General features: G+C 57.1%; 30 protein-coding genes. 4 read left to right on the top strand and 26 right to left on the bottom strand.

All coding sequences use genetic code 11. The features are described from left to right. Positions 1-3: 3 nt before the first annotated feature. The 6 genes from LDL32_RS01820 to LDL32_RS01795 all read right to left on the bottom strand — a co-directional run bounded on the left by LDL32_RS01820 (position 4) and on the right by LDL32_RS01795 (position 3,749). Entirely contained in the window at positions 4-351 is a 348-nt protein-coding gene (locus LDL32_RS01820; RefSeq protein ID WP_233064148.1) for a hypothetical protein, read from the bottom strand. A 3-nt stretch (positions 352-354) separates the two neighbouring features. After that, positions 355-1,068, bottom strand: coding sequence for a Gp138 family membrane-puncturing spike protein (locus tag LDL32_RS01815; protein ID WP_233064147.1), 714 nt, complete (start codon positions 1,066-1,068; stop codon positions 355-357). Further along, complete coding sequence (locus tag LDL32_RS01810; RefSeq protein ID WP_233064146.1) at positions 1,068-1,979, bottom strand: baseplate hub protein; 912 nt, start codon at positions 1,977-1,979, stop codon at positions 1,068-1,070. Before LDL32_RS01810 ends, LDL32_RS01815 begins: the two co-directional genes overlap by 1 nt. Before the next feature lie 80 nt (positions 1,980-2,059). After that, the gene (locus LDL32_RS01805; RefSeq protein WP_233064145.1) at positions 2,060-2,374 is read right to left on the bottom strand and encodes a phage baseplate plug protein; all 315 of its coding nucleotides are present in this window, start codon (positions 2,372-2,374) and stop codon (positions 2,060-2,062) included. A 125-nt stretch (positions 2,375-2,499) separates the two neighbouring features. Then, on the bottom strand, positions 2,500-2,730 hold the full coding sequence (locus tag LDL32_RS01800; protein WP_233064144.1) for a hypothetical protein: 231 nt from the start codon (positions 2,728-2,730) through the stop codon (positions 2,500-2,502). A 242-nt stretch (positions 2,731-2,972) separates the two neighbouring features. Further along, complete coding sequence (locus tag LDL32_RS01795) at positions 2,973-3,749, bottom strand: phage regulatory protein/antirepressor Ant (protein WP_233064142.1); 777 nt, start codon at positions 3,747-3,749, stop codon at positions 2,973-2,975. 161 nt (positions 3,750-3,910) lie between these two features. Here LDL32_RS01795 and LDL32_RS01790 point away from each other — a divergent pair, with 161 nt between their 5' ends. From LDL32_RS01790 to LDL32_RS01775, 4 genes are all read left to right on the top strand, one after another. Next, a complete protein-coding gene (locus tag LDL32_RS01790; protein ID WP_233064141.1) occupies positions 3,911-4,042 on the top strand; it encodes a ribbon-helix-helix protein, CopG family in 132 nt (43 codons plus the stop codon). Further along, a complete protein-coding gene (locus LDL32_RS01785) occupies positions 4,032-5,459 on the top strand; it encodes a peptidoglycan-binding protein (RefSeq protein WP_233064140.1) in 1,428 nt (475 codons plus the stop codon). The genes LDL32_RS01790 and LDL32_RS01785 overlap by 11 nt, the downstream gene beginning before the upstream one ends. Positions 5,460-5,606: 147 nt before the next feature. Further along, the gene (locus tag LDL32_RS01780; protein ID WP_233064139.1) at positions 5,607-5,906 is read left to right on the top strand and encodes a type II toxin-antitoxin system HigB family toxin; all 300 of its coding nucleotides are present in this window, start codon (positions 5,607-5,609) and stop codon (positions 5,904-5,906) included. Next, complete coding sequence (locus LDL32_RS01775; protein ID WP_233064138.1) at positions 5,906-6,286, top strand: type II toxin-antitoxin system HigA family antitoxin; 381 nt, start codon at positions 5,906-5,908, stop codon at positions 6,284-6,286. Before LDL32_RS01780 ends, LDL32_RS01775 begins: the two co-directional genes overlap by 1 nt. A gap of 48 nt (positions 6,287-6,334) precedes the next feature. Here LDL32_RS01775 and LDL32_RS01770 read toward each other — a convergent pair whose 3' ends face one another. From LDL32_RS01770 to LDL32_RS01675, 20 genes are all read right to left on the bottom strand, one after another. Further along, a complete protein-coding gene (locus LDL32_RS01770; RefSeq protein WP_233064137.1) occupies positions 6,335-6,949 on the bottom strand; it encodes a phage baseplate protein in 615 nt (204 codons plus the stop codon). Further along, positions 6,946-8,880, bottom strand: a complete 1,935-nt coding sequence (locus tag LDL32_RS01765; protein ID WP_233064136.1) for a phage tail tip lysozyme — start codon at positions 8,878-8,880, stop codon at positions 6,946-6,948. Before LDL32_RS01765 ends, LDL32_RS01770 begins: the two co-directional genes overlap by 4 nt. Continuing rightward, positions 8,880-9,026, bottom strand: a complete 147-nt coding sequence (locus LDL32_RS01760) for a DUF6889 family protein (RefSeq protein WP_233064135.1) — start codon at positions 9,024-9,026, stop codon at positions 8,880-8,882. Before LDL32_RS01760 ends, LDL32_RS01765 begins: the two co-directional genes overlap by 1 nt. A gap of 41 nt (positions 9,027-9,067) precedes the next feature. Beyond that, positions 9,068-9,454, bottom strand: coding sequence for a phage tail assembly chaperone (locus tag LDL32_RS01755; RefSeq protein ID WP_233064133.1), 387 nt, complete (start codon positions 9,452-9,454; stop codon positions 9,068-9,070). A gap of 11 nt (positions 9,455-9,465) precedes the next feature. Beyond that, positions 9,466-9,918, bottom strand: a complete 453-nt coding sequence (locus LDL32_RS01750; protein WP_233064132.1) for a phage protein — start codon at positions 9,916-9,918, stop codon at positions 9,466-9,468. 10 nt (positions 9,919-9,928) lie between these two features. Beyond that, entirely contained in the window at positions 9,929-11,056 is a 1,128-nt protein-coding gene (locus tag LDL32_RS01745) for a DUF3383 family protein (protein ID WP_233064131.1), read from the bottom strand. Next, positions 11,053-11,658, bottom strand: a complete 606-nt coding sequence (locus tag LDL32_RS01740; RefSeq protein WP_233064130.1) for a hypothetical protein — start codon at positions 11,656-11,658, stop codon at positions 11,053-11,055. The genes LDL32_RS01745 and LDL32_RS01740 overlap by 4 nt, the downstream gene beginning before the upstream one ends. Beyond that, on the bottom strand, positions 11,645-12,037 hold the full coding sequence (locus tag LDL32_RS01735; protein WP_233064129.1) for a hypothetical protein: 393 nt from the start codon (positions 12,035-12,037) through the stop codon (positions 11,645-11,647). The genes LDL32_RS01740 and LDL32_RS01735 overlap by 14 nt, the downstream gene beginning before the upstream one ends. Further along, entirely contained in the window at positions 12,037-12,588 is a 552-nt protein-coding gene (locus LDL32_RS01730; RefSeq protein WP_233064128.1) for a hypothetical protein, read from the bottom strand. Before LDL32_RS01730 ends, LDL32_RS01735 begins: the two co-directional genes overlap by 1 nt. Then, positions 12,585-12,968 carry a DUF4054 domain-containing protein gene (locus LDL32_RS01725; protein ID WP_233064127.1) on the bottom strand — a complete coding sequence of 128 codons (384 nt, stop codon included), beginning with the start codon at positions 12,966-12,968 and terminating at the stop codon, positions 12,585-12,587. Before LDL32_RS01725 ends, LDL32_RS01730 begins: the two co-directional genes overlap by 4 nt. Before the next feature lie 242 nt (positions 12,969-13,210). Further along, positions 13,211-14,266, bottom strand: coding sequence for a DUF2184 domain-containing protein (locus tag LDL32_RS01720; RefSeq protein WP_233064126.1), 1,056 nt, complete (start codon positions 14,264-14,266; stop codon positions 13,211-13,213). A gap of 100 nt (positions 14,267-14,366) precedes the next feature. Next, complete coding sequence (locus LDL32_RS01715) at positions 14,367-14,873, bottom strand: hypothetical protein (protein ID WP_233064124.1); 507 nt, start codon at positions 14,871-14,873, stop codon at positions 14,367-14,369. A gap of 12 nt (positions 14,874-14,885) precedes the next feature. After that, positions 14,886-16,469, bottom strand: coding sequence for a DUF2213 domain-containing protein (locus tag LDL32_RS01710; RefSeq protein ID WP_233064123.1), 1,584 nt, complete (start codon positions 16,467-16,469; stop codon positions 14,886-14,888). A 16-nt stretch (positions 16,470-16,485) separates the two neighbouring features. Further along, positions 16,486-17,496: a DUF563 domain-containing protein gene (locus LDL32_RS01705; protein ID WP_233064122.1), complete on the bottom strand. Its 1,011-nt coding sequence runs from the start codon at positions 17,494-17,496 to the stop codon at positions 16,486-16,488. Between the two features lie 12 nt (positions 17,497-17,508). Then, a complete protein-coding gene (locus LDL32_RS01700) occupies positions 17,509-18,570 on the bottom strand; it encodes a hypothetical protein (protein WP_233064121.1) in 1,062 nt (353 codons plus the stop codon). A gap of 55 nt (positions 18,571-18,625) precedes the next feature. Next, positions 18,626-19,384, bottom strand: a complete 759-nt coding sequence (locus LDL32_RS01695; protein ID WP_233064120.1) for a phage minor head protein — start codon at positions 19,382-19,384, stop codon at positions 18,626-18,628. Further along, entirely contained in the window at positions 19,384-20,832 is a 1,449-nt protein-coding gene (locus LDL32_RS01690) for a DUF1073 domain-containing protein (protein WP_233064119.1), read from the bottom strand. The genes LDL32_RS01695 and LDL32_RS01690 overlap by 1 nt, the downstream gene beginning before the upstream one ends. Before the next feature lie 12 nt (positions 20,833-20,844). Further along, entirely contained in the window at positions 20,845-22,287 is a 1,443-nt protein-coding gene (gene terL / locus LDL32_RS01685) for a phage terminase large subunit (RefSeq protein ID WP_233064118.1), read from the bottom strand. Then, positions 22,229-22,567, bottom strand: a complete 339-nt coding sequence (locus tag LDL32_RS01680) for a hypothetical protein (protein ID WP_233064116.1) — start codon at positions 22,565-22,567, stop codon at positions 22,229-22,231. Before LDL32_RS01680 ends, terL begins: the two co-directional genes overlap by 59 nt. A gap of 162 nt (positions 22,568-22,729) precedes the next feature. Continuing rightward, complete coding sequence (locus tag LDL32_RS01675; RefSeq protein WP_233064115.1) at positions 22,730-23,248, bottom strand: hypothetical protein; 519 nt, start codon at positions 23,246-23,248, stop codon at positions 22,730-22,732. Positions 23,249-23,425 lie beyond the last annotated feature (177 nt).

Here is a 23,425-nt window from a genome sequence, read left to right as displayed (position 1 = left end):
AGCTTAACTGCCCGTGGTGACGGTGGTGGTGCCATATTCGGTCTGGATCGTGGCGGATATGGTCAGTTTTCGATTGTTCAGCGTGCTTGAATAACTGCTGATGGATGATACGCCCGGCGTGCCAAGGATGCGTGCCCGGATCACGGCATCATAAGTCGAGGTTGTTCTGTTCCCCAGAACCTTCGTGGTCCACGGCGTGCCATCGGATGTGTCGAGAAACCATTCCCCTAGCCATAGTTTCAGGCGCGTCTGGACCAGTTGGCCAACACCGGCAGGGGTATTGTAATAATAATCCGCGCTGCCATGACCGAACACCATATCGCCGCTGCTATCCTGCTTTCTTACGCGCATGATCTACTCCGGCTCGCCAGTGGTTCCGGGCGCATCTGTGACAGGATGCGTATGGCTTTCGAGGGAAATGCTACCAGCCTTCACATCGCCATCTGCCGTGATCGAGGACTTGGCTGTAACCGCGCCATCGACTTCAAATGTGCTGGAAAACTTGACAGGCCCGTTCACGGTCAGGCCGCCCGGCACGGTCACGGTTACGGCCTGCGTTGTCGGGTTTAGGTCAATGACGGTTTTGCCGTCATCGGCACGAAGCTGGACGCTGTCCGTGCTGATGGTGCCTGATGCAATCGGCTTGGCCTCGCTGGTCAGGCCGACAACGGCAACCGCATCGGACAGGTCATGCTGGCGAAGATCATAAGCAGGCTGGGCGGTCCCGTTCTGCCACCACTCGTCAATGGATCTGGATGAGAACAGCAGCATGCATTCGTCGCCCTCCGCGACTGGAAAGGTCATGGAGCAACCGCCGCCGCGCGGGAACCAGATCGGGCAATGAGGCAGTAGGGGCAGGTCAACAAATGTCGATGTACCATCCGATGCGATGGTGCGACCCTTGGCAGCGGGCTGCACCGCAGCATATGGACTGCCATTGTTGATCGTGACAGACTGTATGATGCCCGGAAGCATGGTCCAGATGCGCGACTGCAAGCCATCAGCCAGAAGGTTCATGTCCTCCAGATGGTCTGTATAGCGTTCACGGATATCAAGGCTGTCAGTCATCAGGTGTAACCCGTGGAAGATGCGGCAACATTCGTGTGTGTGGGATCAATCGACAGGCCAACAATGGTCGTATACCAGGGGGTTTCCCGCGTATCGCCTTCATAGGCCACATAAATGACCCGGTATTTCCCGGTGGGGTTGATGCCGTTGACGGTTGACAGGTTGGAGGCTGAATCGTCTGTCGTCTGATCGCCGTTGTTAATGTCACTGGTGGACAGACCCACAGACGCCTGCTGTATCCTGCTGGTTCCATCGGAATTGACAGCCCGGATATGCACGATGGAATCCATCTTGATGTTCGGGTTCAGCAGGCAGGTAGCCTGAATGCCGTTTGGCGTCTGGATCGGTATGCCGATCAGGCCGGTTGAGGGGGTCAACTCAATCACGCCGGATGATGAACTGTTGCCCGCCATCTTGGATGGCTGGACAAAATTGAGCGTTCCGTCGTCGTTCGTGTAATGCACCCCGGAAACGCTTTTCGCCGTTGTCCGGCAATGGTCATTCACCATGCCATACATGATCTTTGGGCGCGCCCCTGACCCTTCTACCTCTGGGAAAGCCCCAAGGGAGATATTGTATGCCGCCATCTGCTGCGCCTGCTGCTGGGCAATATCCTGATGCGTCCAGCCCGCCGCGATAACCTTATTGATGGTCGCATCGGCAAACGCATTGCCATTGGACTGCGCCTGAATATCCAGATACGTGTCCGTGGGACTCTCCCGGCCAAAAACGATCTGGCGGGCATCTCCCTGAAAAATCAGTCCCGACTTGCTTTCATAGCCAGCCGACAGGGACACGGTTTTGTTAAACTGCGTATGGATGATGGCAGCCGTATGTTTGCTCACATTCCATATGCGGATCATTGCGGTTTTGGGCGTGTTGACTGTGCCCTGCGTGATGCTGAACCGCACACGCAGGGATGACAGGTCAATCGTGTTTCCCGAACTATCCCCGACAACCAGACTGCACGCGCGGATGAATTGCTGTGCCATCAGTCAATCGCCACATACAAGTGCGAGGTCGTTCCCAGATTGTCGTAAGTCGGGACCGCATCCCAGTCGCCATCCGTGCTGACGAACATGCGGCACCCGAAGCCCAGATATTCATACTGCCCCAACAGGTCAGTCCCGGTCACAAGCGGTATGCCGCCCACGATCTGATTGCCGCTGGAATCCGCCAGATCCATCACCCACCCACCCTGCGTGCAGTTCAGATACCGGAAGGTGAAGGTATAAGAGACGCCATTCATGGACGCGGTGAAGGTCTGGGCCTCACCTGACAATGGCACTTCGTAATAGGTTGTCATAGCCAGCCAAACAAAAAGGGATGCCCCGAAGGACAGCCCGCAATTTTTGTGACGATAGTCGATTAGTAGCGTATCTTGAGTCCGGATACAAGCAGAACCGCAGACACGTCAGGCGATTTCCTTGGCTATCGCTGGCGCGCGATTGATGCCGCACCCAGACCCATCATCTTCACCGCAGCGGGCGGTCGTGACTGCCCCTCCCGGTCCGCGATAACACGAGCGACATATTGCGCGCACTCTCCCATGGCCTGCCACAGTTCTTCGGCGGTCGTCTTGCCATCAACATAGTCTCGCACGCCGAAGAACGGGTCGTAGCACATCTTTCCGATCTTCTCGGGTGAAGTGTCTACTTTCACTTCCTCCTGCGGCTCTACGCTAATCCCGCGCTTACGCAGGAAGATGCATCGGGCCTGCTCGACCTCAACCTTGATGCCCAGACGGCAGCGGATGTGCCGGATCAGGTCGTTCCGCCGCCACTTCGCGTTGGCATCGTTCGGTCGGCCCGTGAGGTGTGTTTCCCACGCCTCGCAGTTCGCTATCCAGATCAGAAGTTCTTCATCCTCTGGGTAGTGGCCGCTGACTGGGTTTTCCTTGAGGGCTACATTGTTGCGGTCTCCGAGTTCTTGGCGAAAGGGCGCATGTCGGCCTCAAGAACAGCGGCATAATCCGCGTCGATATGAGCACCAGGCACGACCTTGGCCAGCTTCTCCAAACCCTTCGGCAGAACCTTCACCGTGTCGCGGGTCCGTTCTTCCCCGTTGGCATCCGTGAAGGTGTCCACCTTATGCCACAGATACCCGGCGTTTATCTTCTCCTGCCGAGCCAGCCACACCTTGCTGCCAGTGCGCTTGTAGATCCATTGGTTGGACGCTAGCCACATCACGAACTTCTTGGGACCGACCTGCAATATCTTCGCAGCCTCATACAGCCCATGCGTGCCAGTGGCAGTGGAAATGCGGTCCAGAGCCGCGCCCTTCACGGCAAGCTCCCTGTTCTCCACCTTCAGCGCATCCCGCTCCTTTGCGATGCGGCCCGCTTCGAGAAGGGCTTCGGCGTAGGTCTGGGGGACTAGCGGCTTATGCTCCTGCGCTTCCAATTCCATCCAGCGGTCGATGATCTTGAGCCGCATGTCATCCCGGTAGCCCGCAATCAGGTTGATGGTTAGGTTCTTTGGAAGATTGTAGCAGCGATATTTCTGACCATTCTGCGGGTTCGTGTAGGTATCCTCAAACTTGAGGAGACCCATCCCAACGTTATTGAGCATCTTTTCAATGTCACGGACCACGTTGTCGTGACGCTTCCCCGTAAGCTCCGCGATTTCACGGGAGGACATGGTAAGCGGAATCGTGGTAATGGCAGCGGTAGCTGTCGTCATGGGGCGTGTTCCCTTGATGATGGTTAGGGCGGCGCAGGAAGGTAGGATTTCCTGTTGCCGTCCGCATTATATGCTGGCATAAAATATGCATGTCAACATTAAATGCCAGCAAAAAAAGAAAAGGCCGACCGAGGGTAGACAGCGACGAAGTGACCGCGCGGTTGCAACGCCCCCTTCTCGATGCGTTGGAGGCGTGGGCTGCCGATAACGGGATCACCCGCCCCGAAGCCATCCGTCGCCTGATCGCGAAGGGGCTTGAAGGGCATTTAAGAGTGGAAGATGATGACAATTAGAAAGCTGCTTTTAGCATTTGTTTGCGCGGGATTGCCTATTTCTTATGCATCTGCGCAGGAATATCATCCCGATTTTTCTTGCTCTGCTGATCTTTCCAACAACAGTGTCGCTACAATGCTTTGTAAAAATAGCGATGCTGCAAAATCTGAACTTCAGTTCGACCAAGCATATTATGCCCTGCGTCAGCAAGTCGGAAAGCCTGGCTGGAAAGACCTGAAGGCGCAGGCCATATCAGATCAGGACGCATCAGGGAACTGCGTTGATCCCGCCAGCGGGCAGGCGTCTCCATCATGCTATATATCGCACATGAATGATCTGACCGCGACCTATCGGGGAAGGCTTTCAGGCGATGCTTTAGAGGAGGCGACAAGACCGATAGACCAACACATACAGCTTCAGAAGAGGCTGATTGATCTTGGATACCTGCCAACTGGATCAGTGGCAGATGGTGTGTATGGGGAGGGGACTAGGACGGCTATAGAGACGTGGCAAAGGGTAACTCACCGCCCGTCTGTAGACGGCTTTCTGTCGAATGATGATGCTGTGGCGCTGCAGCAAAATGGCAGTAATCCTCAAAGTCCACAAAAGCCTACGCCCCCTACTATAGACGCCGCCCCCGCCCCTCCTTCAGATAATCACGCCGGAGAGATGAGCATATACAGTATGTGTGGCGGATATCCGAAGACGCTAAATGCGGTTGGTTTCGATGACCCATATTCGATAGAAGGAAAATGTTTCATAATACGCATCAATTCAATAATAGGACAGAAACAGTGGATTGATAGCAGCACAATACTATTGATAAATCAGATTTCTACTTCAATAAATGGACTTGGGTATAATCCCAATACCGTATATACGACTATAGTTCATGATCCAAACGGGCATATTAATTACGGAGAATTAGCCGTCGTTATGGGAGCGCCTCCTACAAAATATCAGTCCGCATCGGGGGAGGAAGTTGTCGCTCCATGGGTAAATGTCGTGAAATATCTTGGAAATTCTTATTTCCCGGGTTCTGGAGAACTTGGGGAGCCGCTTAAAGGACATATAGAAAGCGCAGAATTTCCTGATAACCTAAGCGATGATGTATCATATATTTATTCAAAATTATCAATCCGCTGCCACATGGTTCAGCCAGACGGAAAGTTTTTCTATGCCAGAAATTGTGTCCTATTAAATCAGGAAGGGGACCAAAGGACAGATTTTCTTAATTCAGCAAAAAAGTCCTTAATGAATTCTTTCTACTCCAGGGATATGTTTCACGCGGACTCGAATGGTTATACGGTATTCTTTTATACTTTTGAGCATGGTGATAAACCTCCTGCTGAAGACCCAAATCGGATGTGCGAAAAGACGAATTGGCTCGGGCAGGTTAAGCTAAAAAAGTGCGCACCCAGGCACGCCAACCATTGAGCCTCCACCAAATCGGGGTAGGCAGCAAACCGCCACCCCCACCATACACCGCACTAGCAACCTGCCGCCAATCCTCACATAGCCTCCTAATAAACTTCCCAATCTGGTAATTTATATCTTCCCATTTTGGTAAGTATGGGCTATATAATGTCCATGCAGATCGTCGCCAAGAAAACCATCGTTGCCTTCTGGACTGTCCACCCACGGGCGCAGTCCCCGCTGGAAACGTGGCACGTTACTGTGAAGAAAGCTGCATGGACTGGCCCGGCCGATGTTCGCTCCACCTACAATTCAGCGGATTTCGTGGGCGACAATCGCGTGATCTTCAACATTGGCGGCAACAACTATCGTCTGGTGGCTCACATCAACTACCAGTTCAAGACGGTCCTGATAAAGTTCATCGGAACGCACAGAGAATACGACAAGATCAACCCGGAGACAGTGTGATGGATATCAAGCCTATCAGGAATGATGATGATCTGGACGCCGCCATTGCTGAGGTTGGCCGCCTGATGGACCTCAACCCAGAACCCGGCAGCCCGGATGGAGACCGTCTTGAAGTCATGGCGGACCTTGTGGCTGCTTATGAAGCCAGGCACTACCCTATCGGGCTGCCTGACCCCATAGACGCCATCCTCTACCGTCTTGAGGAAAAAGGCATGTCGCGCAGCCAGCTTTGCGCGGAAGCTGGCATTGCCCAAAGCAGGCTGAGTGATGTGCTGAACCGCAAGCGCGGCCTGAGCATGGGAATGGTCCGGGCCTTCTCCCGCGTTCTGGGGCTTCCTGCGGATACGCTGGTTCAGGAGTATCCCGTTGCGGCGGAGTAGCGGAATAGAGGGATACCCAACGCAATATGCCCTCTGCCCCTCCCATCCCTACGAACTAGGGTCCTGTGCCGCCACCGATGTCTGGTTGCTAACCTCGGATAGCTGCTGCTGGCCGCTATTCACGGTGGCCGCCGTGGAAGATGCGTCGGACTGATCGGATGATGATATTGAGGATGTAACCGTGCTGGCGATAATCACCTCCTGACAGATGACTGAAACATGCATCGCATAGGCTGTTTCCGCCGTGGTCTCCGTCTCGATGCTCGCGATCAGCATGTTTTTATAAAGCCGCTTGCTGGTCACGACCTGACACAAGGTCCGGGCGGACTGTAGCGCCAGAAGCTGGGCATAGATTTCCTTGACAAACCCTTCCCCAAGGTTCCCGTCAACCAAATCAGTCAGGGAAAAGCTGTCAAAGTCCGATCCCAGCGCCTGAATGCTGCTGTTGGAAAACCCGTATTCCAACCGGACCTCAGCGGGCATCTTGAACGCATGGTCCGTGATGGATGCGCCGGTCTCAACCGGGTGCTGGGTTATGACCAGCCCGTCCCGGTGCCCTTCACGCGCCACGATATCGGGTGTAGTCGTGGTTCCTGTTGCTGCCACGATATGACCGTTGCTCATAAAAAGCAGGGATGCGATTTCTGTTGCGGTGGTGGTCATGCCGTTTTGCTCATCAGGTTTCGGGTGATGGCGCTGGTCGTGCGGTTGCTGATGTAATCAGACACCGCCTTCCCTACGGCCTGCGGGGATTGCGCGCCGTTGATCGTGACATGGTTATTGACGCTTACGCTCTGGCTTGGTGCCCCGCCGCCATTAGCCGCATTGAACAGTTGCGGGTTCCGGCTCATCGCATCCGATGCAAACTGCCACCGCTTCTGGTCTTCGTCCCCGAACTTGTTTAGCGGGCGCTCATATCCAGCACGGAATATGTGGGTGGCCATGGCGGCGTCATTGGTTCGATAAAGGTCTCGCCCCGCCTGTCTTGCCTGTGGGTCCGACCCCATTTGCATCTCATCAAAGATGGCCTCAAGCTGCTGTGACAAATTGGCATGATATACATCAATGCCGAATTGCTGATAGATCGCACGGGCGCGGTCAGAATGCCATTGGGCAACCCCACCCGCGCGACCGCTATCCCCCCGCGCTTCTGGATTAAGCCCGCTTTCCTGCTCAAGATTGCCCACAATCCCGGCGGATGCCTGTGGTGAAAATCCCTTGCCGATAAAGAACTGTAGCGCCTGCTTCTCACGGGCAGCGGTGGAATCGCTCACGGCGTGTCGCTTATGCACAGCACGGATTGCGTCGTGTACGTCGCCCCATGCCTTGTATCCCTCGTATCCGGCGAATGCAGCAGCGCCTCCGATGACAGCTAGGGGGGCACCGAAGGCCGCCCCGCTCGCTGCTTCGGCACCTTCGGCGGCAGGCGCGATACGTGACGCATTCCATGCAGCCTGAACGCGAGCTTCGGCAGCGGTAGGAGGGCCGAACATTTCTGCTCCGCCTTCGGCCGCCGTTGCCGCCCCGCCCGCTGCTTCGGCACCTTTGGCGGCCGCCCCCGCTGCTTCGACGCCACCCAATGCCTTGGCAGCAGCGGCGGCTGGCTCCCCTATCTTCATCAACGCCGTCCGCAGGGCCGCAGCGGCCAGACTTCCCCCACCAAGCGCCCGGACCATCATCAGGATGGGCGTTACGACCCCAGCAATCCACCGGGTCGCCATGAACGCGGCTATACCCTCAAGAACAACCTTCCACCCGACCGTGTTCTCAACGCCGGAATTGATGGCCTTCCCTGCCTTGATAAGCCACTGGACAAAAGCCACGACCTCTTGCACGCCCAGCTCGATGGCGGCGGCAATCTCGGGGCCGTGCTGCATCAGGTAATTGTTCAGATCGTGGATATTTCCACCGAACGCTTTTTGCAGGTCGATCATGACCTTCTGGCCTATCGCTTCCACGATCTGCCAGGTCACGCGAATATCCTGCATGAACTGTGCGCTCTGCTCTCCTGCCTGATCTTGGTTCAGGTCGAGGGAGGAATAGATGCGGCGGTATTCCTGTTCATATTTCCGCAACAGGTCGGGCGCACGCTCAAGCGCCTGCATGTCTGTCTGGCTCAGGCCAAATGCCTGCGCCCATGCCAGCGCGTGGCCCTGAATGGGATCGTCACGGAACCTCTGGCCCATATCCGTGACGATATCGGCCATATCGCGCATATGCCCGTTGGCATCGCGCGTCTGCACCCCGAACCGCTGTATGCTGTTTTCCATGCCGGGCAGATTGCGGACCCGGTTGCCAAGTTCCTGCAAAGACTGCTTAGCGGTCTGGGCATTACCGCCCAACTGCCCCACGGCGAACCCGAAGGCATTCATGTTCGTGACGGATGACTGCGCCCGCTGTGATGCATAATGCATCTGCTCGTAAGTCTGGGCCGTCTTGGCTACGGCGGCTGCCAGTCCGGTGAGCGCAGCCGTGACCGTAATCGCCCCGATCTTGATGCTTTTTAGCTGGTCACGGAAGCGGTCCCCGCCGCGCTGGTCAACGTCCCAACCAAGGGAGACGAGAAACTCCTGTAGGACGTTGGCATCAGGCATTATTTATTCTCCGCAGCGCGGTGCGCGCGCACCTCATTTTCGGCACGCGCGTCAAGGGCATCATTCATCAGGGCAAAATCAGCCAGTGACAGGGTGTGGTCATGCAGGCTTTCCATACGGCACATCTGGGCAAGGATGGGACGCATGAGAAAATCAAGCCCATCCGGAAGCATGACCGGCTCGAACCTTAGACCGCTGCCGGTGCGCTCGAAGCGGACGGAGCGGTAGGAATAAAATTTCCAAGGTTTTCCGCGATGACCGCCCGCACAAGGGACATGACCGTTGGCAGGTCAACAAAGTCATACGCCAGCACGCCGGGGCGCGGCATGACGGGGAAGGATGTGCCGCCGCTGTTCGGGTCCACATAGCGCACGACGCCAAGGCAGGCATCGACGATATAATCCGTATCGGCATCATTCAGGCCGGATACGGCTTCCGCAATCTTGGCAGCAACGTCGCCCTCGTTCGCCATGGCCGCCATGAGTGGAGCCATGCGACGGGCGACATGAAGCTGCTTCATGACGGGCATTTTGCCGACTAGATATTTCCGGTCGGCAACTTCGATTTCGTTCATTCCGAGTTTCCTTAGTAGGTGCCCAGGACGCCATCAATGATGCCGCAACGGAAGGCCCATGTGACTACGCCGCCATCGTTCGCGTATTCAGTATTGGGCCAGCGCAGGAAAGCCGCTCCTGCTGCGGTCAGCGTATCGCCGCTGACATTCTGCCTGACCACGATCACGTTCTTGCCCCACAGTGCGGATGACAGGCGCTGTGCGTTATAGGCTGCCGAAAGCAGGGCGTTTTGCGGGCTGTTCTTCAGCAGGCGAACGGTGATCGTTCCTGCATTGGCCGCGTGCAGGGAGTGCATGTAGGAACCATCAGCACCAACTACCAGATTAGTCTTGTCGGCCTCCATCTCAATGGAGATGCCTTCCTCTGCCGCGCCCGCGTCCGATCCAAGAGAGACGGCCAGACCTGACCCCACGATGGACGCCGTAACGTCCTGGAACGAATATGTCCCGAAAACAATAGCCATGGAACGCTCCTTAGTTCACGACGGTTACGGCGACAGAGGACGAATGCACGGCCCCGGCCAGCTTGCAGGCGATCTGGCAGGGAACTGCCATACGCTTGGACCTGTTGCTGGTGGACTGGTCAGCAACAGGCTCCATGTAGGCATAATACCCCTTGGTCAGCGTGCCCCCTTCAAGAAGGGAACCAATGTCGGGTCCGGTCCATGTGCCGGGCGCAAACAGGCCATTATCCACGAACTGTGCACAGACCGTTTCATAGACACCCAGCAGGATGTTCATGCCGGAGTCCGTCTGGGGAATCTTGGTCGTGCTGGTATACAGGGCATTCCAGCCCGCCACCTGTAGGGCATTCTGGAAAGCGTCCAGACCGATCAGGGTATCAATCCATTCGCCGCTTGCCGTCACGCCCTGCTGGATGATGGCATCGCCGTTCTGGTAGTTGACATAGTAGTTGCAGTTCTTGGCATCCAGCGCGTTTGCCTGCGTCTGCGTCAGGGTCTCCGCAGTGATATCCGGCTCAGTCTTGAACTTCAGGGTAAGCGTCGTGTTATCCGCGCTGTAATCGACGGTTGCGATGCGCCCAAACATGGACACGGCGGCATAAGGGCTGCTGGACGAATACTGCACGATGGTGCGGGCGTATCCTGCCTTGGAGAGCAGGTAGGGCAGGTCAGTCGTGCTGGACGCATCATATGCGGCTGTGTCCTGGCTGGTAAACCAGAACGAGCGCGAGATGCTGAAACCCTCGACCATCTCCGCGACATCGGTAATCGTGCTTGCCGCAACGCTACTGGTCGTGGCCAGCGCCAGCCCATACCAGTCTGCGGAGTAATCTTCCAGACGGCTCACTGCGGTAGGAATATCTTCCCCGTCTCGCACTTCGCCAATATATAGCGTGGACGGCTGTGGGGACTGCGAGAAGAACAGGTCTGCTGCGATATATTCCGGGTCAGTCGTGCCGAAATCATTCCCTACGTCATCCAGCCCGGTATAGGCGCGCAGGTTCTCCGTGTCAGAGAATACGCCAGCCGTAGTGCCAAGCAGCAGCAACGCGCCGAAGTTCCTTGTTGACGACCCGGTTGCCTGTAGCGTTACCGTGACATCAACGACATTATTAACTGATAGCCCTGTCGTGCTCATGAGACGTTTTCCGTATCGAATGGTTCAGTGGTGATATTCCCGCCGCCGCCATCGGCCATGATTGACCCGGAAGATGACAGGACAGAAAGGATTGGGTAGGTGCGCCGGGAATGCCGCCTGAATGTGAGCGAAATATCAGCGCGGTTAATGAACCGCCGGTTGGTCAGTTCCGGTATGCGCCTGATCGTATCGGCACGCTTGAAGGCAATACCCGCTGCCAGTAGCGCAGATCGGTTTTGGGACAGCATCAGGCCATCCCGCAGGTCCGATGCCCTGAGTGCGGAATTGGGGCCGTAAAACGAACACAGGACAGTCAGGGTCTCATGGCGCTCAACGCCACCTGATAATGCCTCGGAGAATGTCGTGATGGCATTCGTATCCGCTGCAATGTCCGTAACGGAAAGGGCGCACCAGTCTATGTGCGGTTCCGGCTGTTTTGGAGGGAGACGCTGCCATCGCGGGCGAACAAGCGTTGGATCGATTCCGGTAAGGGCCGCGACCGCTGGCTGGAATACCAGGTCAAGGTCAATGTCCTGCCCAGCATCTTCATATTCGATTGGGGTAAGATACCCTGCCGTGGATGAATCATTATTCGCTGTCACCGGCGTCTACCTTGTCCTGTAGGGAGATGACAGCGCAGTCCGCCGCGACATATCCGGCTCCGAAATTGGACCAGTCATCAACAGAGACAACAGTGTATCTCTTGCCGCCGAACGTCACGATGTCAGCGGATGTATTGGGACTGCCTGAATCAAGAACGAAGCGCGTATAAACCCGGATGCCGCCTGCCAGAAGCTCGGCGTTCGGATTGCGGATCAGTTCCTGTGATGTAAGGGGCACGGGCGCACCATAGAACGACTGCGAGGTTTCCGTGATCTGGGTCATGCCCTGACTGTCTACCGTCTGCGTTGGGCGCGTGACGGTAAGCATCTGGATAAAATCCGGGTCAAGCAGGTTGTCGGATACATCGAGTAACGGCATTACGGTGCCTTCACTGTGCGGATCACATACGTGATGTGCTGTTGCAGATTGCCGGTGTCGATCAGAGGTTGCGCCAGATCGGTTCCGGCAGGTTGCCCGTCTTTCCTGTTGGTCAGTTCTTCCGCCGCCCCCGGCCTGCCCCTGCGGGCACGCGCTTCAACCGTTGCATCGGCCAATGGCGTGAATGGGCCTTCATCCATCTTGTTTTTTACAGCAGCCTCGGCCCTTAGCCCGATTTCATTCAGGCCGTTATTGGCGGCTGCCGCATTCCCCTCCAGGGAGTCAACGCCAACCTTGCGTAGCACTTTGACGGCATCATCGCGTATGGATGCGACGCCGGGCACCAGAAACGGTCGCGGGGGGATGTTCTTTTCCGGACATCCATATTCCTGCACATAGCCAATGAGAGCATTGCTCACACCACTGCCATCGTCACGCTGCGCATTCTCGGCGGGGATACCCACCATAACACGCTTCGTGGCCAATGCCTTAATCCGCGCCTGCAATCCGGGAAGCGCGTCTTTGGTCAGGGTGACGCCGGGCTTTTTCAAAACTGGTGCCCCCCCGTTCCAAACAGGCCCATGAAATACCAGTATCTCTGCCCGTAGCTGGACAGGTTCCAGAACCCGGCATCGTCATATTTGCTGATGCTGGTATCATAGGACTTGGATAGCGGCCCGACCGACTTGGACGCCACCACGCCGGTCGTAACCCCCGGAACGGAACCGGCGGCAGAAGCGATTGCCGCCTGCTGGCCAAGAACCAGTTCATGTGCGACAAACAGGGACAGGCCCAGATTATAGCTGTCGCCCCACCGTCTCTGGTCAACAAACTGCGCCGCCACCGTAAGCCACATCGTGATGGTTGCCGTGGGATAGCGCGTCGTGTCCGAAAACTCCGGGAACAGCGTCAGGAAATCACTGGCGTTCATAGTAGCCCTTTGGTTTTCGGCCACGGCGCTTTGGAAGGGGCACAGGTTCTGCGGGGATGGCCTCCCGCTGCACATCGGTCTGAGGTGCGCTTCTGACCTTTTTGCGCAAGGACCGCTGCGCCACCATTGGTAGCGCAGCCTCCCTGTCTGTGACGGCATGCCAGCCCGGCCCGAAATCCCGACGCCGACCATCCGGCCCGCGAAGGGTGAACGGGTGAAGAACAAGGATTTCGGGCATGGGATCAGATTCCGTCCATCGCACCGGTCGTTTCAGGATAGACAAACTCCACCTGACCCAGCAGCGACCAGTAGGTCGTGCGCAGCCACATGTCCTGATAGGTGATCGGCGTCTTCTGAAGCGGCACCAGAGGATAGCGGATCATGTTGATGTCCTTGGTGTAGGCGAACATGCGATCCGTACCATTCGTCCCGCGCCCGATGCACCACTTGACCGGCTGGATTTCCAGACGCTCCCCGGTGGACTGGGTATAGGTGTTGTTGACGCGGATGTATTCCAGAATGGACTGCGTGCCCGCCGAAGACACTGTCCGGTTCAGCAGGGCATACTGGTCCGGCGGCATCAGGATGTGGGAGGGAATCATCTTCCAGCCGGAAGCTGCCCACACATTTGCCTGGAACTCAAGGATATCGTTCTGGACCAGTTCTGCGCCATTCGTCATGGCCAGCTTTGATGCGAACGACGTGCCGCCGCCCGACCCGGCGGCAGATGCCGTGCTAACCGTGGTGGCCGGGTTGTTCAGCATCCCGTAGGTGTTCTGGAAGGCAGGCTCGCCGATGTAGACCATCTCGTCGATGTCCATCTGATGCTTCATGTGCATCGCGGCCAGCTTCTGGGCATCAATGGGACGCCCAAGGCGCATGGCCTTTTCCAGTTCGCGATAGGTGTACTGGACGGTCGATCCCCATTCGCGCAGCGGCTGGGCGATCTTGTCGATGTCAACCTGCGCAGCCGGGATCGCGGTCGTTTCCGCACTGATCCAGTTCTTGCCAGCAGGATTGATGCCGCCGGTCGAGCCAAAGGCCGAACGGGTGAAGCTGGACAGGTCATCGGACACGCCTACGTCTTCGCGCAGGTCGATATCACGACCCCACGACACCATGACCAATGGTTCATGCAGGGTCGGGTCGAGGCGCTCAAGTTCTTCGATGAAGAACGTGCCAACGCTGTCCATGGTGGCGGCACCCATGGTGAATGCACTGTCCATGGCACGGGCGCGGATGATCGACGGAGTGGACAGCGCAGTGAATGCGCCATCCTTGGGGGAATTGATAAGCATATGTGAGGGTTCCATCTAAGGGCCGGGCGCACATCTCTGTGGGCCAAGGTCGCTACCCAAGCGACTTTTCACGAAATTCGGTGGGGCCGAAGCCCTCATGTCACTGAAGGTTGAAGGAGATTTCCACCAGACCATCACTGCCCGCCGTGCCTTCAAAGCGGCCTGCGGGCAGGACAATGGTGTCATCGCCATCGGCAGCGGCTTCGATACCGCCGATCACTTCGCCGGTGCCTGCATTGGCGACACGCACATACACAGCGCCACCCTTTACCGGGGTTGCGCTGCCATGCAGCGTGACCGTCATATAGCCACGGCGGGCACCATCGGTGCCATTCGCGCCGATCTGCGGGTAGGCCGAATCTCCCGTGTAGCTGACAGCGCGACCGGGATACGAGCGCACCAGCAGGCCCATGATCTCGGATGCTGTTTCAGACCCGACCAGCGGGGTAGCAAGCCCGGCGGATGTGTATTTGTAGGGCATGCCAAAGCCATAGCTTGCCCAATCTGCCGTGGGGTCAAGGTTCTCCGGGGTGATGTCCCCCGGCGCAGGTTCGCGGGAAAGGGTTCCGGCATAGCCGGTGTCCATACGAAACTTGTAAGCGACCATGTTATTCGCTCCTTAGTTGGCGGGCTGCTTGTAACGCTCGCGGTTGCGACGATTGATTTCTGCCGGGGTAACGGGACCGCCTTCCTTCTGGTCCCGCGCAGGCATGCGGCCCAGACCATAAGCCTGCCGGTTCAGATTCTTGACGGCAGCACCGGCGGCCTGAAAGGCCACACTCAAGGCATCTGCGGTCATCGACCGGACTGGGCGGTTGCCGATAACGGCACGAACGGCGGATGCCTTCTTGGGATCGGACAGGGCGGCATCCAGCGCGCGGCGGCGCAGGTTGATGATCGCATTACGCTTGCTGACGTTGGACCCGGCGGCGTCCATCGCCTGAACCCTGATGCCGGGAGCCAGTATTTCAGCGATGGTCCGTGCGTTGCGCGAGACAGCCTGGAACGCCGCATCGCCAACAGGCGCACGATTGGGTTCGCTGATATCCTTGGCCTCTGCTTCCATCTCGCGCAGGGAATCCGCTTCTTCATCGCGGCCTTCTTCGCGCCGCACATCGGCCTCACCGGTGCGAACAGCCTCCTCCCGGCGCGCTTCCGGGTCAGCATCCTCCGTACCAAGCAAGCCGCACATAGCCAGACATTCGCGGATGGCCTCATCCGACATGCCTTCTTCCCGCATGCGCGAAACCATGCCATCCACGTCCGTATCGCGCGTGCGACGGTCCGCTGTCGAAGTGGCGGGAGTGGTATCGCCCGATACCTTCTTTTCCAGATCGGACAACCTCGCGTCGATGCCGCCAAGCGTCTTCATGAGCTGGGTGTGGAAATCGACAGCCCGTTCGGTGTCGTCATCCTTGCCCGCAAGACGCGGCTCAACGCGCTCCGGCAGGTCTTCGTCACGACCGCGTGCACGATCCATCACAACAGTGGCGTTATCATCAGGCACTTCCGATGCGCCGTCGCGGATCGCCTCCTCTACGCCATCCGCGTCATTGGTGGAAAGCGCCGTAAGAAGTCGCTGCCCCCATGTCTTTTTCTTGAACGCCATAACAGGCCCTTCATTGTCTCCGACACGGACAGTGCGTCCGCCCCGGCCCCGCTCAACAATGGCGAGATGGTTACCGATAATGTTGTTCTGCCGGTAGTGTCCGGCCTGCCCCTCTATCGGCTCATAATCGGCATCATAGCCGGGGGAAACTTCGCGGATGCCGCGCTTCTGGATGGCATCAATCGCCTGCTGGTCGCGCACGACGAGATCGCCCAGAAGATGGTCACTCATGCTACCCGTGCCCTGCCTGACGTTGCGCAGGGAACCGCGTGCATAAGTCTGGTAATTCTGCGGACTGACGAAATCTGGTGGATGACGCAGCGTGACCGGCGCATCCTCGAATGATGAAATCGTCTCTGGGCTGAACAGATCGCCCGCATCCCGATGCACATAGATCACGCCGTCTGCCGCCGGATCAAGCGGCAGTTCGGACGGATCATAGTGCATGGTGCCAAGGTTCGCTATCGGCACATCACGGCACAGAAGCGAGCCATCAGGGAGCAGTTCCCGCGTGTCGCCAATCCGCTGCACGGTATAAATGTCCGGTGCCCGCGCCGGAGCCAGATCTACGGTTGAAAGACGTTTGTTGGACACGATAACTTCGCTCCGATTATGGCCGGGCATTAACCCGCGCGGCAATGACATCTGCCGTGCGTTCCGGGTTCTTCAACTCATGGATGCACGACCATCTTTCGTTTTCGCCAATGCGGGGCACCGATCCGTCCGTGAAGTGGACATAATCGGCGCGGGTGCCATTCGCCGCATTGATGAGCCAGAAACTCGTATTGGTGAACTTGTCATAGTCCACGTGCAGAATGTCAGCGCCGGGAGAAAACAGCGCCGTATGAAGCGCCGATCCCGTGAAGCTGACAATAGGTGCCCCAGACCGCCAAAGCGCAATCTGCTGCCCCATGGACATCTGTTCTGGGTGGACAATATCAAATCCCCGGCGCGTCAAGGCAGTCTCAAGCGCAACCTCGTTGGAGATTGTCCGAACGCCCCCATTAACCTTGGCCTTGCTCAGATACACCGGCTTGCTACGCCGGATAACGGACCCGCACAAAGCATCACCAATCCGCTTTCCGAGCGCCGCATATTCCAGAAAGCATACTTTCTGTTCAATGAAGGCAGGGCACGGGATGATGACCTTTCCCAGCTTCGTGGGCTTCGGGAAGGCCACAAATCGCTTACGGTCGATCCTGAGCGCGCCCATGATGTCGCGGAACCACGGAAGCCTGAACGCCAGATCAATCGTCATGTCGGCATGCCATATGATCGGCAAACCCGTGTCGATCAGGTTCTGGCTCCACAGCCTTGAAAACGTGGACAGCAGGAAATGGCCGTAATGCTTATTCACATACCCCGGATAGATGTAGGTCAGCGCGTCTGCCTTGATTGCTGTCCCCTTGCGGGGCCTCACTCGCTCAGGCGTAAGCAATGTGCCCGGCCCACGGGTATGCGCGCTCTCAAGGACAAGCTGCCGGTCTGGCCGGTAGATCGCGGCGTGTATCTCGCTGTCCGGCTGGGGATCAAATACCGCGCCCTCCACCTCGATAATGCGCGGAAGGCGGTCAATGATATTGCGCTCGCCCCAAAAGGCGGTAGATGGCTTCAAGCTCAAGAAATCCACTCCTTATTGGCCTTCTGCCACGCAATGGTTCTCGCCATAGACGCATCGAAGGATTCCGGCGGCTTCCACCCGATGGCCTTCATAAGCTGCTTTATGTCCATAGGCTTGCTGTATGATAGAAATATTTTCCGGTCTCTCAATGCAATATGATCGCGAATATTCCTGACATTTACCCGCAATTTCCATCCGGGTATTTTCATCTTCCATGACCGAAAGCGCGCGCAGCCAGTCTGAAACGCGGGGCTTTTTAATCAGGATGCCGGGGCTGTCTTTGTAGGGTGCTATGTCCGTCGCAATCGTTGGCAACCCGAGTGCGCCGTATTCCAGTATCTTGAGATGCGACTTGCACCTGTTGAATGGAATATCCAGCAAGGGCGCGATACCCACATGAGCGCCTTGAGCATGCACGGACCGCAAATAATCCTTCATCTCGGTCTCGGGCACGACCTTAACAGTTCCCTTGATGGCATCTGGCACAAAACCGAAGAATACCCATTCGTATTTCGTCGCGGTTGACTGCACCACGGGAATGATCTGATGCAGGTCGGGCGCATGTGTATTGCCGCCAGCCCAGATAACACGCAACTTCTGCCCGTTCTCACGCGCCCTGACTGGCCTGAATTCGCGCTCGGAGATCATATTGGGCAGAACAAATGCCTCGCGCCGGTATCGCTCCCACAGTGCGGCCGCCATGTCCTGTGTGCTGGCTACCAGGTGGTGAGCGAACTGGACGGTTTTGTCCATGCACTGCACGCGATCACGGCTCAGCTTGAACGTCGATCCCGGATGTGGTGCCCAAAGCAGGTCATCGAAATCCATGTAGATCGGCAGATCAGGATGCCGGGCGCTGTATTCGCACCAGTGCCGGTATTGATTTACCTCAAACTGGCGCTGCGTCAGAACCAGATCGAACTTATATCTCCCCCATTCTTCCGCACGCGGCAAGTGGCACGTTTCAATCGCCTTACTGCCAATGCTTTTCGCGAACGCCTTTCCGGGCTGCAAGATACGATAAAACCCACACCCGCGCGGATCAGCGGGCATGAGCATGGTCAGGTTTTCCATGTCCCCTCGCGAAAAAAACCCGCGATCCACGTCTCACGACGTTGAGCGGAACTGGTCATGACGGAAAGACCGGCATCGCGAAACACCGGCAGTTAGGGATGCATCCGGCATGCCCCTTCAATCCGTCCAATTTTGGTGGTTCATCCCAAGCCACAAACTGCCCATTCATCCCTCTATGGGACTTGCGGGTCCGGGCATCGCGATGGGACCGCCATATATACCCTGTGCTTCCGACCGCCTGCGCACGCGCCTGTGTCAGCAGGGTGGAAGCCTTGGCCGTTTCCGTGCGTGCAATCAGGGTTGCCCTACTGGCCGTCACTTCACCAGATCGCATGATTTCGTCGCGTATCGACGTTGACCGCAATCCGGTTATCAGGCTTTCTCTGGCAAGTTTCTGCACCCGCAAAGCTGCTTCACGCGGGATGGACGTAATGAGCGCCACTTGCTCAGTCTGAAGTAGCTGCAATGTTTCGCCGGTAGGCGCCTGCTCTATTTCCTCCCGCAGCAACCTGCCCATCTGCGCCGCATGAGACCGCCAGTCGCGCTTATTCTCCCTGTCAGCATCTTCCAGCATGCGCTGGGCCACACTTTGCGCCCAAGGCTCAAGTGTGCGGCTATAACGCTCAAGCGCATCAATCAACGGCTGCGGGGATTGCGTGGCGTCGGGGTCCAGCAACTTAGAAAGCGTCCCGATGTGCTTGGCAATTTTCCGAAGCGATCTCTCATATGAAATTGCAAGGGATTTTGTCGGCTCAAACTTCTCCCGCTTCCGTTTTCCTCCGGGGGCGTCGGCTGTGACGACCCTTTTCAACATCAGGAATGCCTTTCTGATTCAGGCTCGACATACTGCATCGCTGCCTCATTTGGCGCTGGTTGCGGCACCGGCGGAAGGTCGTTTTCATCGGGAGCCGGGGGATCGCTTTCTGCATCCTTTATTATCTCATCCGTGATGCTATCCCACATGCCGTCCGCCTCTGCGCCGCTGCGTAGTTCTCGAAGGGCGACCGCTCGGTCTGTCACAATCCCTGCCTCATAGGCCGAAACTACTGCGCTGGTGCGGGTTGACCCTACATTGGCCTTGTCCATGTCGGACATCCCCCACAGAGACGCGAAATTGAATCCAAAGTCTTTAGGCGGCGCTTTATCCAGAATGGAATAGTGCAGCACCTCCAGCAGGGTGTGCATGCCGCGCCGCAACTGCCCCTCCTGATTCTGGGCAATCCCATCGTAATATTGCCGCAGATCGCTTTCGCCTGTGTTGAACCCGGCGGGAGACTGACCCATGAGCCGCGTCATTGGAATCTGCATTGCCCCGGCAAGCTGCTGGGCAAATTGCAGCAGGACATCATTCAGGCCGCTAAAGGCATATTGTAGGGCCTGAAAATCGTCATCACTGTCAATGACGGTCATGCCCTCATTGGATTGATAGGCCCTGATGTTATCAAGCTGCGCCTGAATGGCGCGCCGGGCAGCTTCACTCGTACCGCCCATAACATTGCGGTAGCCTTTGATCTTCATGACCCGAAGATGCGCCTTGTAGACAAGCTGCGCCGCTCCAAGGGTTGCACTATCGAACGATGTCAGGACATCGAATATCCGCTCCACCACCGACATGCCCCAGCCATTTTCATACTGGCGCTGATACATGGGCAGCCGGATGCCATCGAGACGGATGACGCGGCTATGGTGAATCCACTGGCCGCCAAACGCATCCGCGTCAGGGATGACCTGATAATAATTCGGCTGTCCGAGGGCTGGGCCGAAATTATGGATCGTGTCCGAATACTCAGGGTTCACGATCCATCGGTCAATCGAATAGATGCCAAGAAACTGGCCCTTGCCAACCGTTGACGGGTCCAGCGGCGTGGCGGGGTCTTGGCCATCAATCATGATGATCCCAATACCCCCACCAAACAGGCGCGCCCATTTGATGGTGTCGCAAAGGCTTTCCAGCACGCCAAACTCTGACATCGCGGCATAAAGCTCACTTGCTTCGTGAGGGTCTATGCTGCCGGTCAATTCAACGCCCGCGCGCGTCATATCTTCGGCAACACAATCAACCGCGTTGCCAATGATCCATGACCCACGATAGGCCGCCTCAAGCTGGACGCGATTGCGGGTCAGGAACCGGAATGCATAATGCCCCGCCGAAGCAAGGTTATCCATGCCACGGCCAGTTCGGGTGCGCGGGTTCACAAACCCATCGCGGGTCTGGACGTGCTTGACCGGCGCGTTACCTTTCCCGCGATTTTTGCGTGCCATCGTTCACCTAAATCAATATCCGAGGCGTGCCCACACCTCTACATCGTCCGGCTCTGCCAGGGCATCAAACGCCCCGGCGGAAGCGTCCACTTGGTCATCGTGCGTCCCAGATGGGAAGGCTGCCAGTTCTTCCAGATACGCCCGGTTCCACGATGCCTTGACCAGACAGACATTCCCCACATTCGTCTGCGACGAGAATGGGGCCGCCCTGGTGGCCTTGTCGCCCGTCTCCCGGATTGAATCCACTGTATATCCAGATAGCTTCCGTGTCAGATACTGCACCTGCGCCACACCGGCCTGTCCGGGGTCTTGCGGCAGGATGATACGGACTTCTCCGCCATCCTGTGCCGCCGTATTGAGAATGGCCGTCTCAACCTCTGCCGGATCTCCGCGCAGGCGCACGACATCGAGAATGTAGAAGCGCCCGTCATCCGCTTTCAGCAACTTGATGCCAACAGTCCAGTCGGGGTCGCGCGTGCCAATCTGGCGTGTCGCAGCTAAATCCCATCGCCGGACCATCTGGCCCGTTTTTGGAGCAGCCGAGACCACAGGGATCATGGAGACCTTGAACAATGTCCCTTCGCCCGGCGTCGGGTTCTGCTGATACAAGGCAGACCATTCACGGGGGCCGATGGACTTCTCGATATTCTTCAATTCCGCAACCGGGAACACCTTTGGCCAAAGCGCCTCGCCAATTCCACGATGCAGGGCGTCATGGTCGGAATTGCATATGGCAGGCAGGGACAAGACTTCCCATTCCTCGCCTGTTCCATTCTCCATCTCGGCCAATAAGCGACCGGCCAAGTCATCCGGATGCCACCGGGTAAGGACAAGAACAATAGCCCCATTTGGCATCAAGCGCGTGCGTAGGACCGATCGATACCAGTCCCATGCCGCCTCGCGTATGATTGGGCTTTCAGCGTCCTGCCTGTCTTTCACAGGATCATCGATCAGCGCGACATGAGCACCCTTACCAGTCAGGCCACCGCCTACGCCCATTGCGGTGTAAACACCACCTCTATTCGTATGCCAGTTATCGCGGGCAGCACTGTCAGACGCAACGCCTACGCCCGGAAACAATGCCCCGAACTCTGGCGATGCCACGATATTGCGCACATCCCGGCCAAAGCCCTGCGCAAGCGTCGCGCCATATGATGCCGTGATGATCTGCTTGGTCGGATTGCGCCCAAGAAACCACGCAGGGAAACGCTTGCTGGTCAGTTCTGATTTACCATGCCGGGGCGGCATGAACACCATCAGGCGTTTGATTTCCCCACGCTCAACAGCGTCAAGGCGATCACACAGAAGCCGATGCTGCGGGCCAACCATGTAGTCAGACATGGTGTATTGAGTGAAACCAAGAAGCCCGGACCGCCCCGATGCGCGGCGGCTGATTTCAGTCCTGGCCTTCTCCGCCGCCTTCTTCACCAGAAGCGAGCGCGGCAAGTTCTTCATCTGTCATATCTTCAACGGATCGCCTTACCCTTGCATCCATCTGGATTGCGGATAGCTTCGGATGGATATATGGGGCCGCTGCCTTTGCTGCCTCAAACTGCATTTCGGTTATGGAAACGTCGCCCTGCATGACGCGTGCCATGATATCGAGAGGTGTGGCGCTGGCGTCTGCAAGTTTTTTCGTGACGCGGCTACTGACTTCACGGCCAATTTTCTTGGCCTCTGTGAGGCTTCCCTTTTTCCGGCCCGCACCGGGCCTTGCTCCACCTCTCTGCGTCATATTCAAACTTTTTGATTGTTTTTCAAACGATGGCTGTTTTCTGCCGGGTCCGGCGCGATTAAATCAAACGTCCAGCCCGCTACCCGGGGGCATTCCCGGCGCATCAGATAACTGACTGAACGCAGTTATTAGATTGTGGTTATATTCATACGAATTGCGGACTCAGGATGCAACCTTTTTTTTGCCCTGCCGCTCGTAATAATCCGATAGCTGCTCAAGCACCAAGGCACACTGCGCCGAGACTTTCCTCCTTCCCACGGATTCCGTAGTGCCGGGATAGAAAAACTTTCCCATATCGGAGAACGTTTTTTCTTCCGCGATCATCATGCGCAACCTGATATGGGCACACATACCGAGCGCATCGCGGATGTCTGTTATTCGGGCCTTTGCATGTGCGCGGACAACTATCCACGATACCTCATCATGGCGCGTCAGCGTGTTGATTTCATGTTGCGGCGCGAATTCGACATAGCCGTAGTATCCGAACACGAAGTCCCGATACCATCGCTCCGCCGCATCAGCCGCGCTCTGGTCGATATCTCCCGCGTTAAGGAGCGACTGGACAGTCGTACGCACGCGGGGCGCGCCATGCTGAAGCGTCCATTCAGACCGGCGCTGTCGCTCGGGCGTGACGATTGTGTTGAGGATGCGCTTGGTTTCTTTGGTGAGGGTCTGGTTCATGGTTGTTTCTCCAACCTCCTCATGGCCGCCCGAGCGTTTTTATCGGCCCTGCGGTCCCCCGGCGTCCCCGCTGAGAAATAGATAGCCCCGTTTCTGTGGATCCACCGAAGATGACCGCCGCGCGAAACGGATACGGACCACCCCCGCGCCTGCATTTCCTGCTGGAACTGGCGTTGA

The organism is Komagataeibacter sp. FNDCF1, assembly GCF_021295335.1.
Lineage (GTDB): Bacteria > Pseudomonadota > Alphaproteobacteria > Acetobacterales > Acetobacteraceae > Komagataeibacter.
Note: the sequence above shows the minus strand (reverse complement) of the source record. Positions and strands in the feature narration are given on the sequence as shown.

Coding starts and splice junctions, on each gene's coding strand:
- LDL32_RS01770 (WP_233064137.1), bottom strand. CDS start 6,949: ATGACCACCACCGCAACAGAAATCGCATCCCTGCTTTTTATGAGCAAC.
- LDL32_RS01715 (WP_233064124.1), bottom strand. CDS start 14,873: ATGGTCGCTTACAAGTTTCGTATGGACACCGGCTATGCCGGAACCCTT.
- LDL32_RS01820 (WP_233064148.1), bottom strand. CDS start 351: ATGCGCGTAAGAAAGCAGGATAGCAGCGGCGATATGGTGTTCGGTCAT.
- LDL32_RS01805 (WP_233064145.1), bottom strand. CDS start 2,374: ATGACAACCTATTACGAAGTGCCATTGTCAGGTGAGGCCCAGACCTTC.
- LDL32_RS01750 (WP_233064132.1), bottom strand. CDS start 9,918: ATGGCTATTGTTTTCGGGACATATTCGTTCCAGGACGTTACGGCGTCC.
- LDL32_RS01795 (WP_233064142.1), bottom strand. CDS start 3,749: ATGACGACAGCTACCGCTGCCATTACCACGATTCCGCTTACCATGTCC.
- LDL32_RS01760 (WP_233064135.1), bottom strand. CDS start 9,026: ATGCGTCCCATCCTTGCCCAGATGTGCCGTATGGAAAGCCTGCATGAC.
- LDL32_RS01775 (WP_233064138.1), top strand. CDS start 5,906: ATGGATATCAAGCCTATCAGGAATGATGATGATCTGGACGCCGCCATT.
- terL (WP_233064118.1), bottom strand. CDS start 22,287: ATGAAGAACTTGCCGCGCTCGCTTCTGGTGAAGAAGGCGGCGGAGAAG.
- LDL32_RS01690 (WP_233064119.1), bottom strand. CDS start 20,832: ATGGCACGCAAAAATCGCGGGAAAGGTAACGCGCCGGTCAAGCACGTC.
- LDL32_RS01785 (WP_233064140.1), top strand. CDS start 4,032: ATGACAATTAGAAAGCTGCTTTTAGCATTTGTTTGCGCGGGATTGCCT.
- LDL32_RS01720 (WP_233064126.1), bottom strand. CDS start 14,266: ATGCTTATCAATTCCCCCAAGGATGGCGCATTCACTGCGCTGTCCACT.
- LDL32_RS01700 (WP_233064121.1), bottom strand. CDS start 18,570: ATGGAAAACCTGACCATGCTCATGCCCGCTGATCCGCGCGGGTGTGGG.
- LDL32_RS01765 (WP_233064136.1), bottom strand. CDS start 8,880: ATGCCTGATGCCAACGTCCTACAGGAGTTTCTCGTCTCCCTTGGTTGG.
- LDL32_RS01780 (WP_233064139.1), top strand. CDS start 5,607: ATGTCCATGCAGATCGTCGCCAAGAAAACCATCGTTGCCTTCTGGACT.
- LDL32_RS01680 (WP_233064116.1), bottom strand. CDS start 22,567: ATGACGCAGAGAGGTGGAGCAAGGCCCGGTGCGGGCCGGAAAAAGGGA.
- LDL32_RS01755 (WP_233064133.1), bottom strand. CDS start 9,454: ATGAACGAAATCGAAGTTGCCGACCGGAAATATCTAGTCGGCAAAATG.
- LDL32_RS01675 (WP_233064115.1), bottom strand. CDS start 23,248: ATGAACCAGACCCTCACCAAAGAAACCAAGCGCATCCTCAACACAATC.
- LDL32_RS01735 (WP_233064129.1), bottom strand. CDS start 12,037: ATGCCGTTACTCGATGTATCCGACAACCTGCTTGACCCGGATTTTATC.
- LDL32_RS01815 (WP_233064147.1), bottom strand. CDS start 1,068: ATGACTGACAGCCTTGATATCCGTGAACGCTATACAGACCATCTGGAG.
- LDL32_RS01725 (WP_233064127.1), bottom strand. CDS start 12,968: ATGAACGCCAGTGATTTCCTGACGCTGTTCCCGGAGTTTTCGGACACG.
- LDL32_RS01695 (WP_233064120.1), bottom strand. CDS start 19,384: ATGTTGAAAAGGGTCGTCACAGCCGACGCCCCCGGAGGAAAACGGAAG.
- LDL32_RS01745 (WP_233064131.1), bottom strand. CDS start 11,056: ATGAGCACGACAGGGCTATCAGTTAATAATGTCGTTGATGTCACGGTA.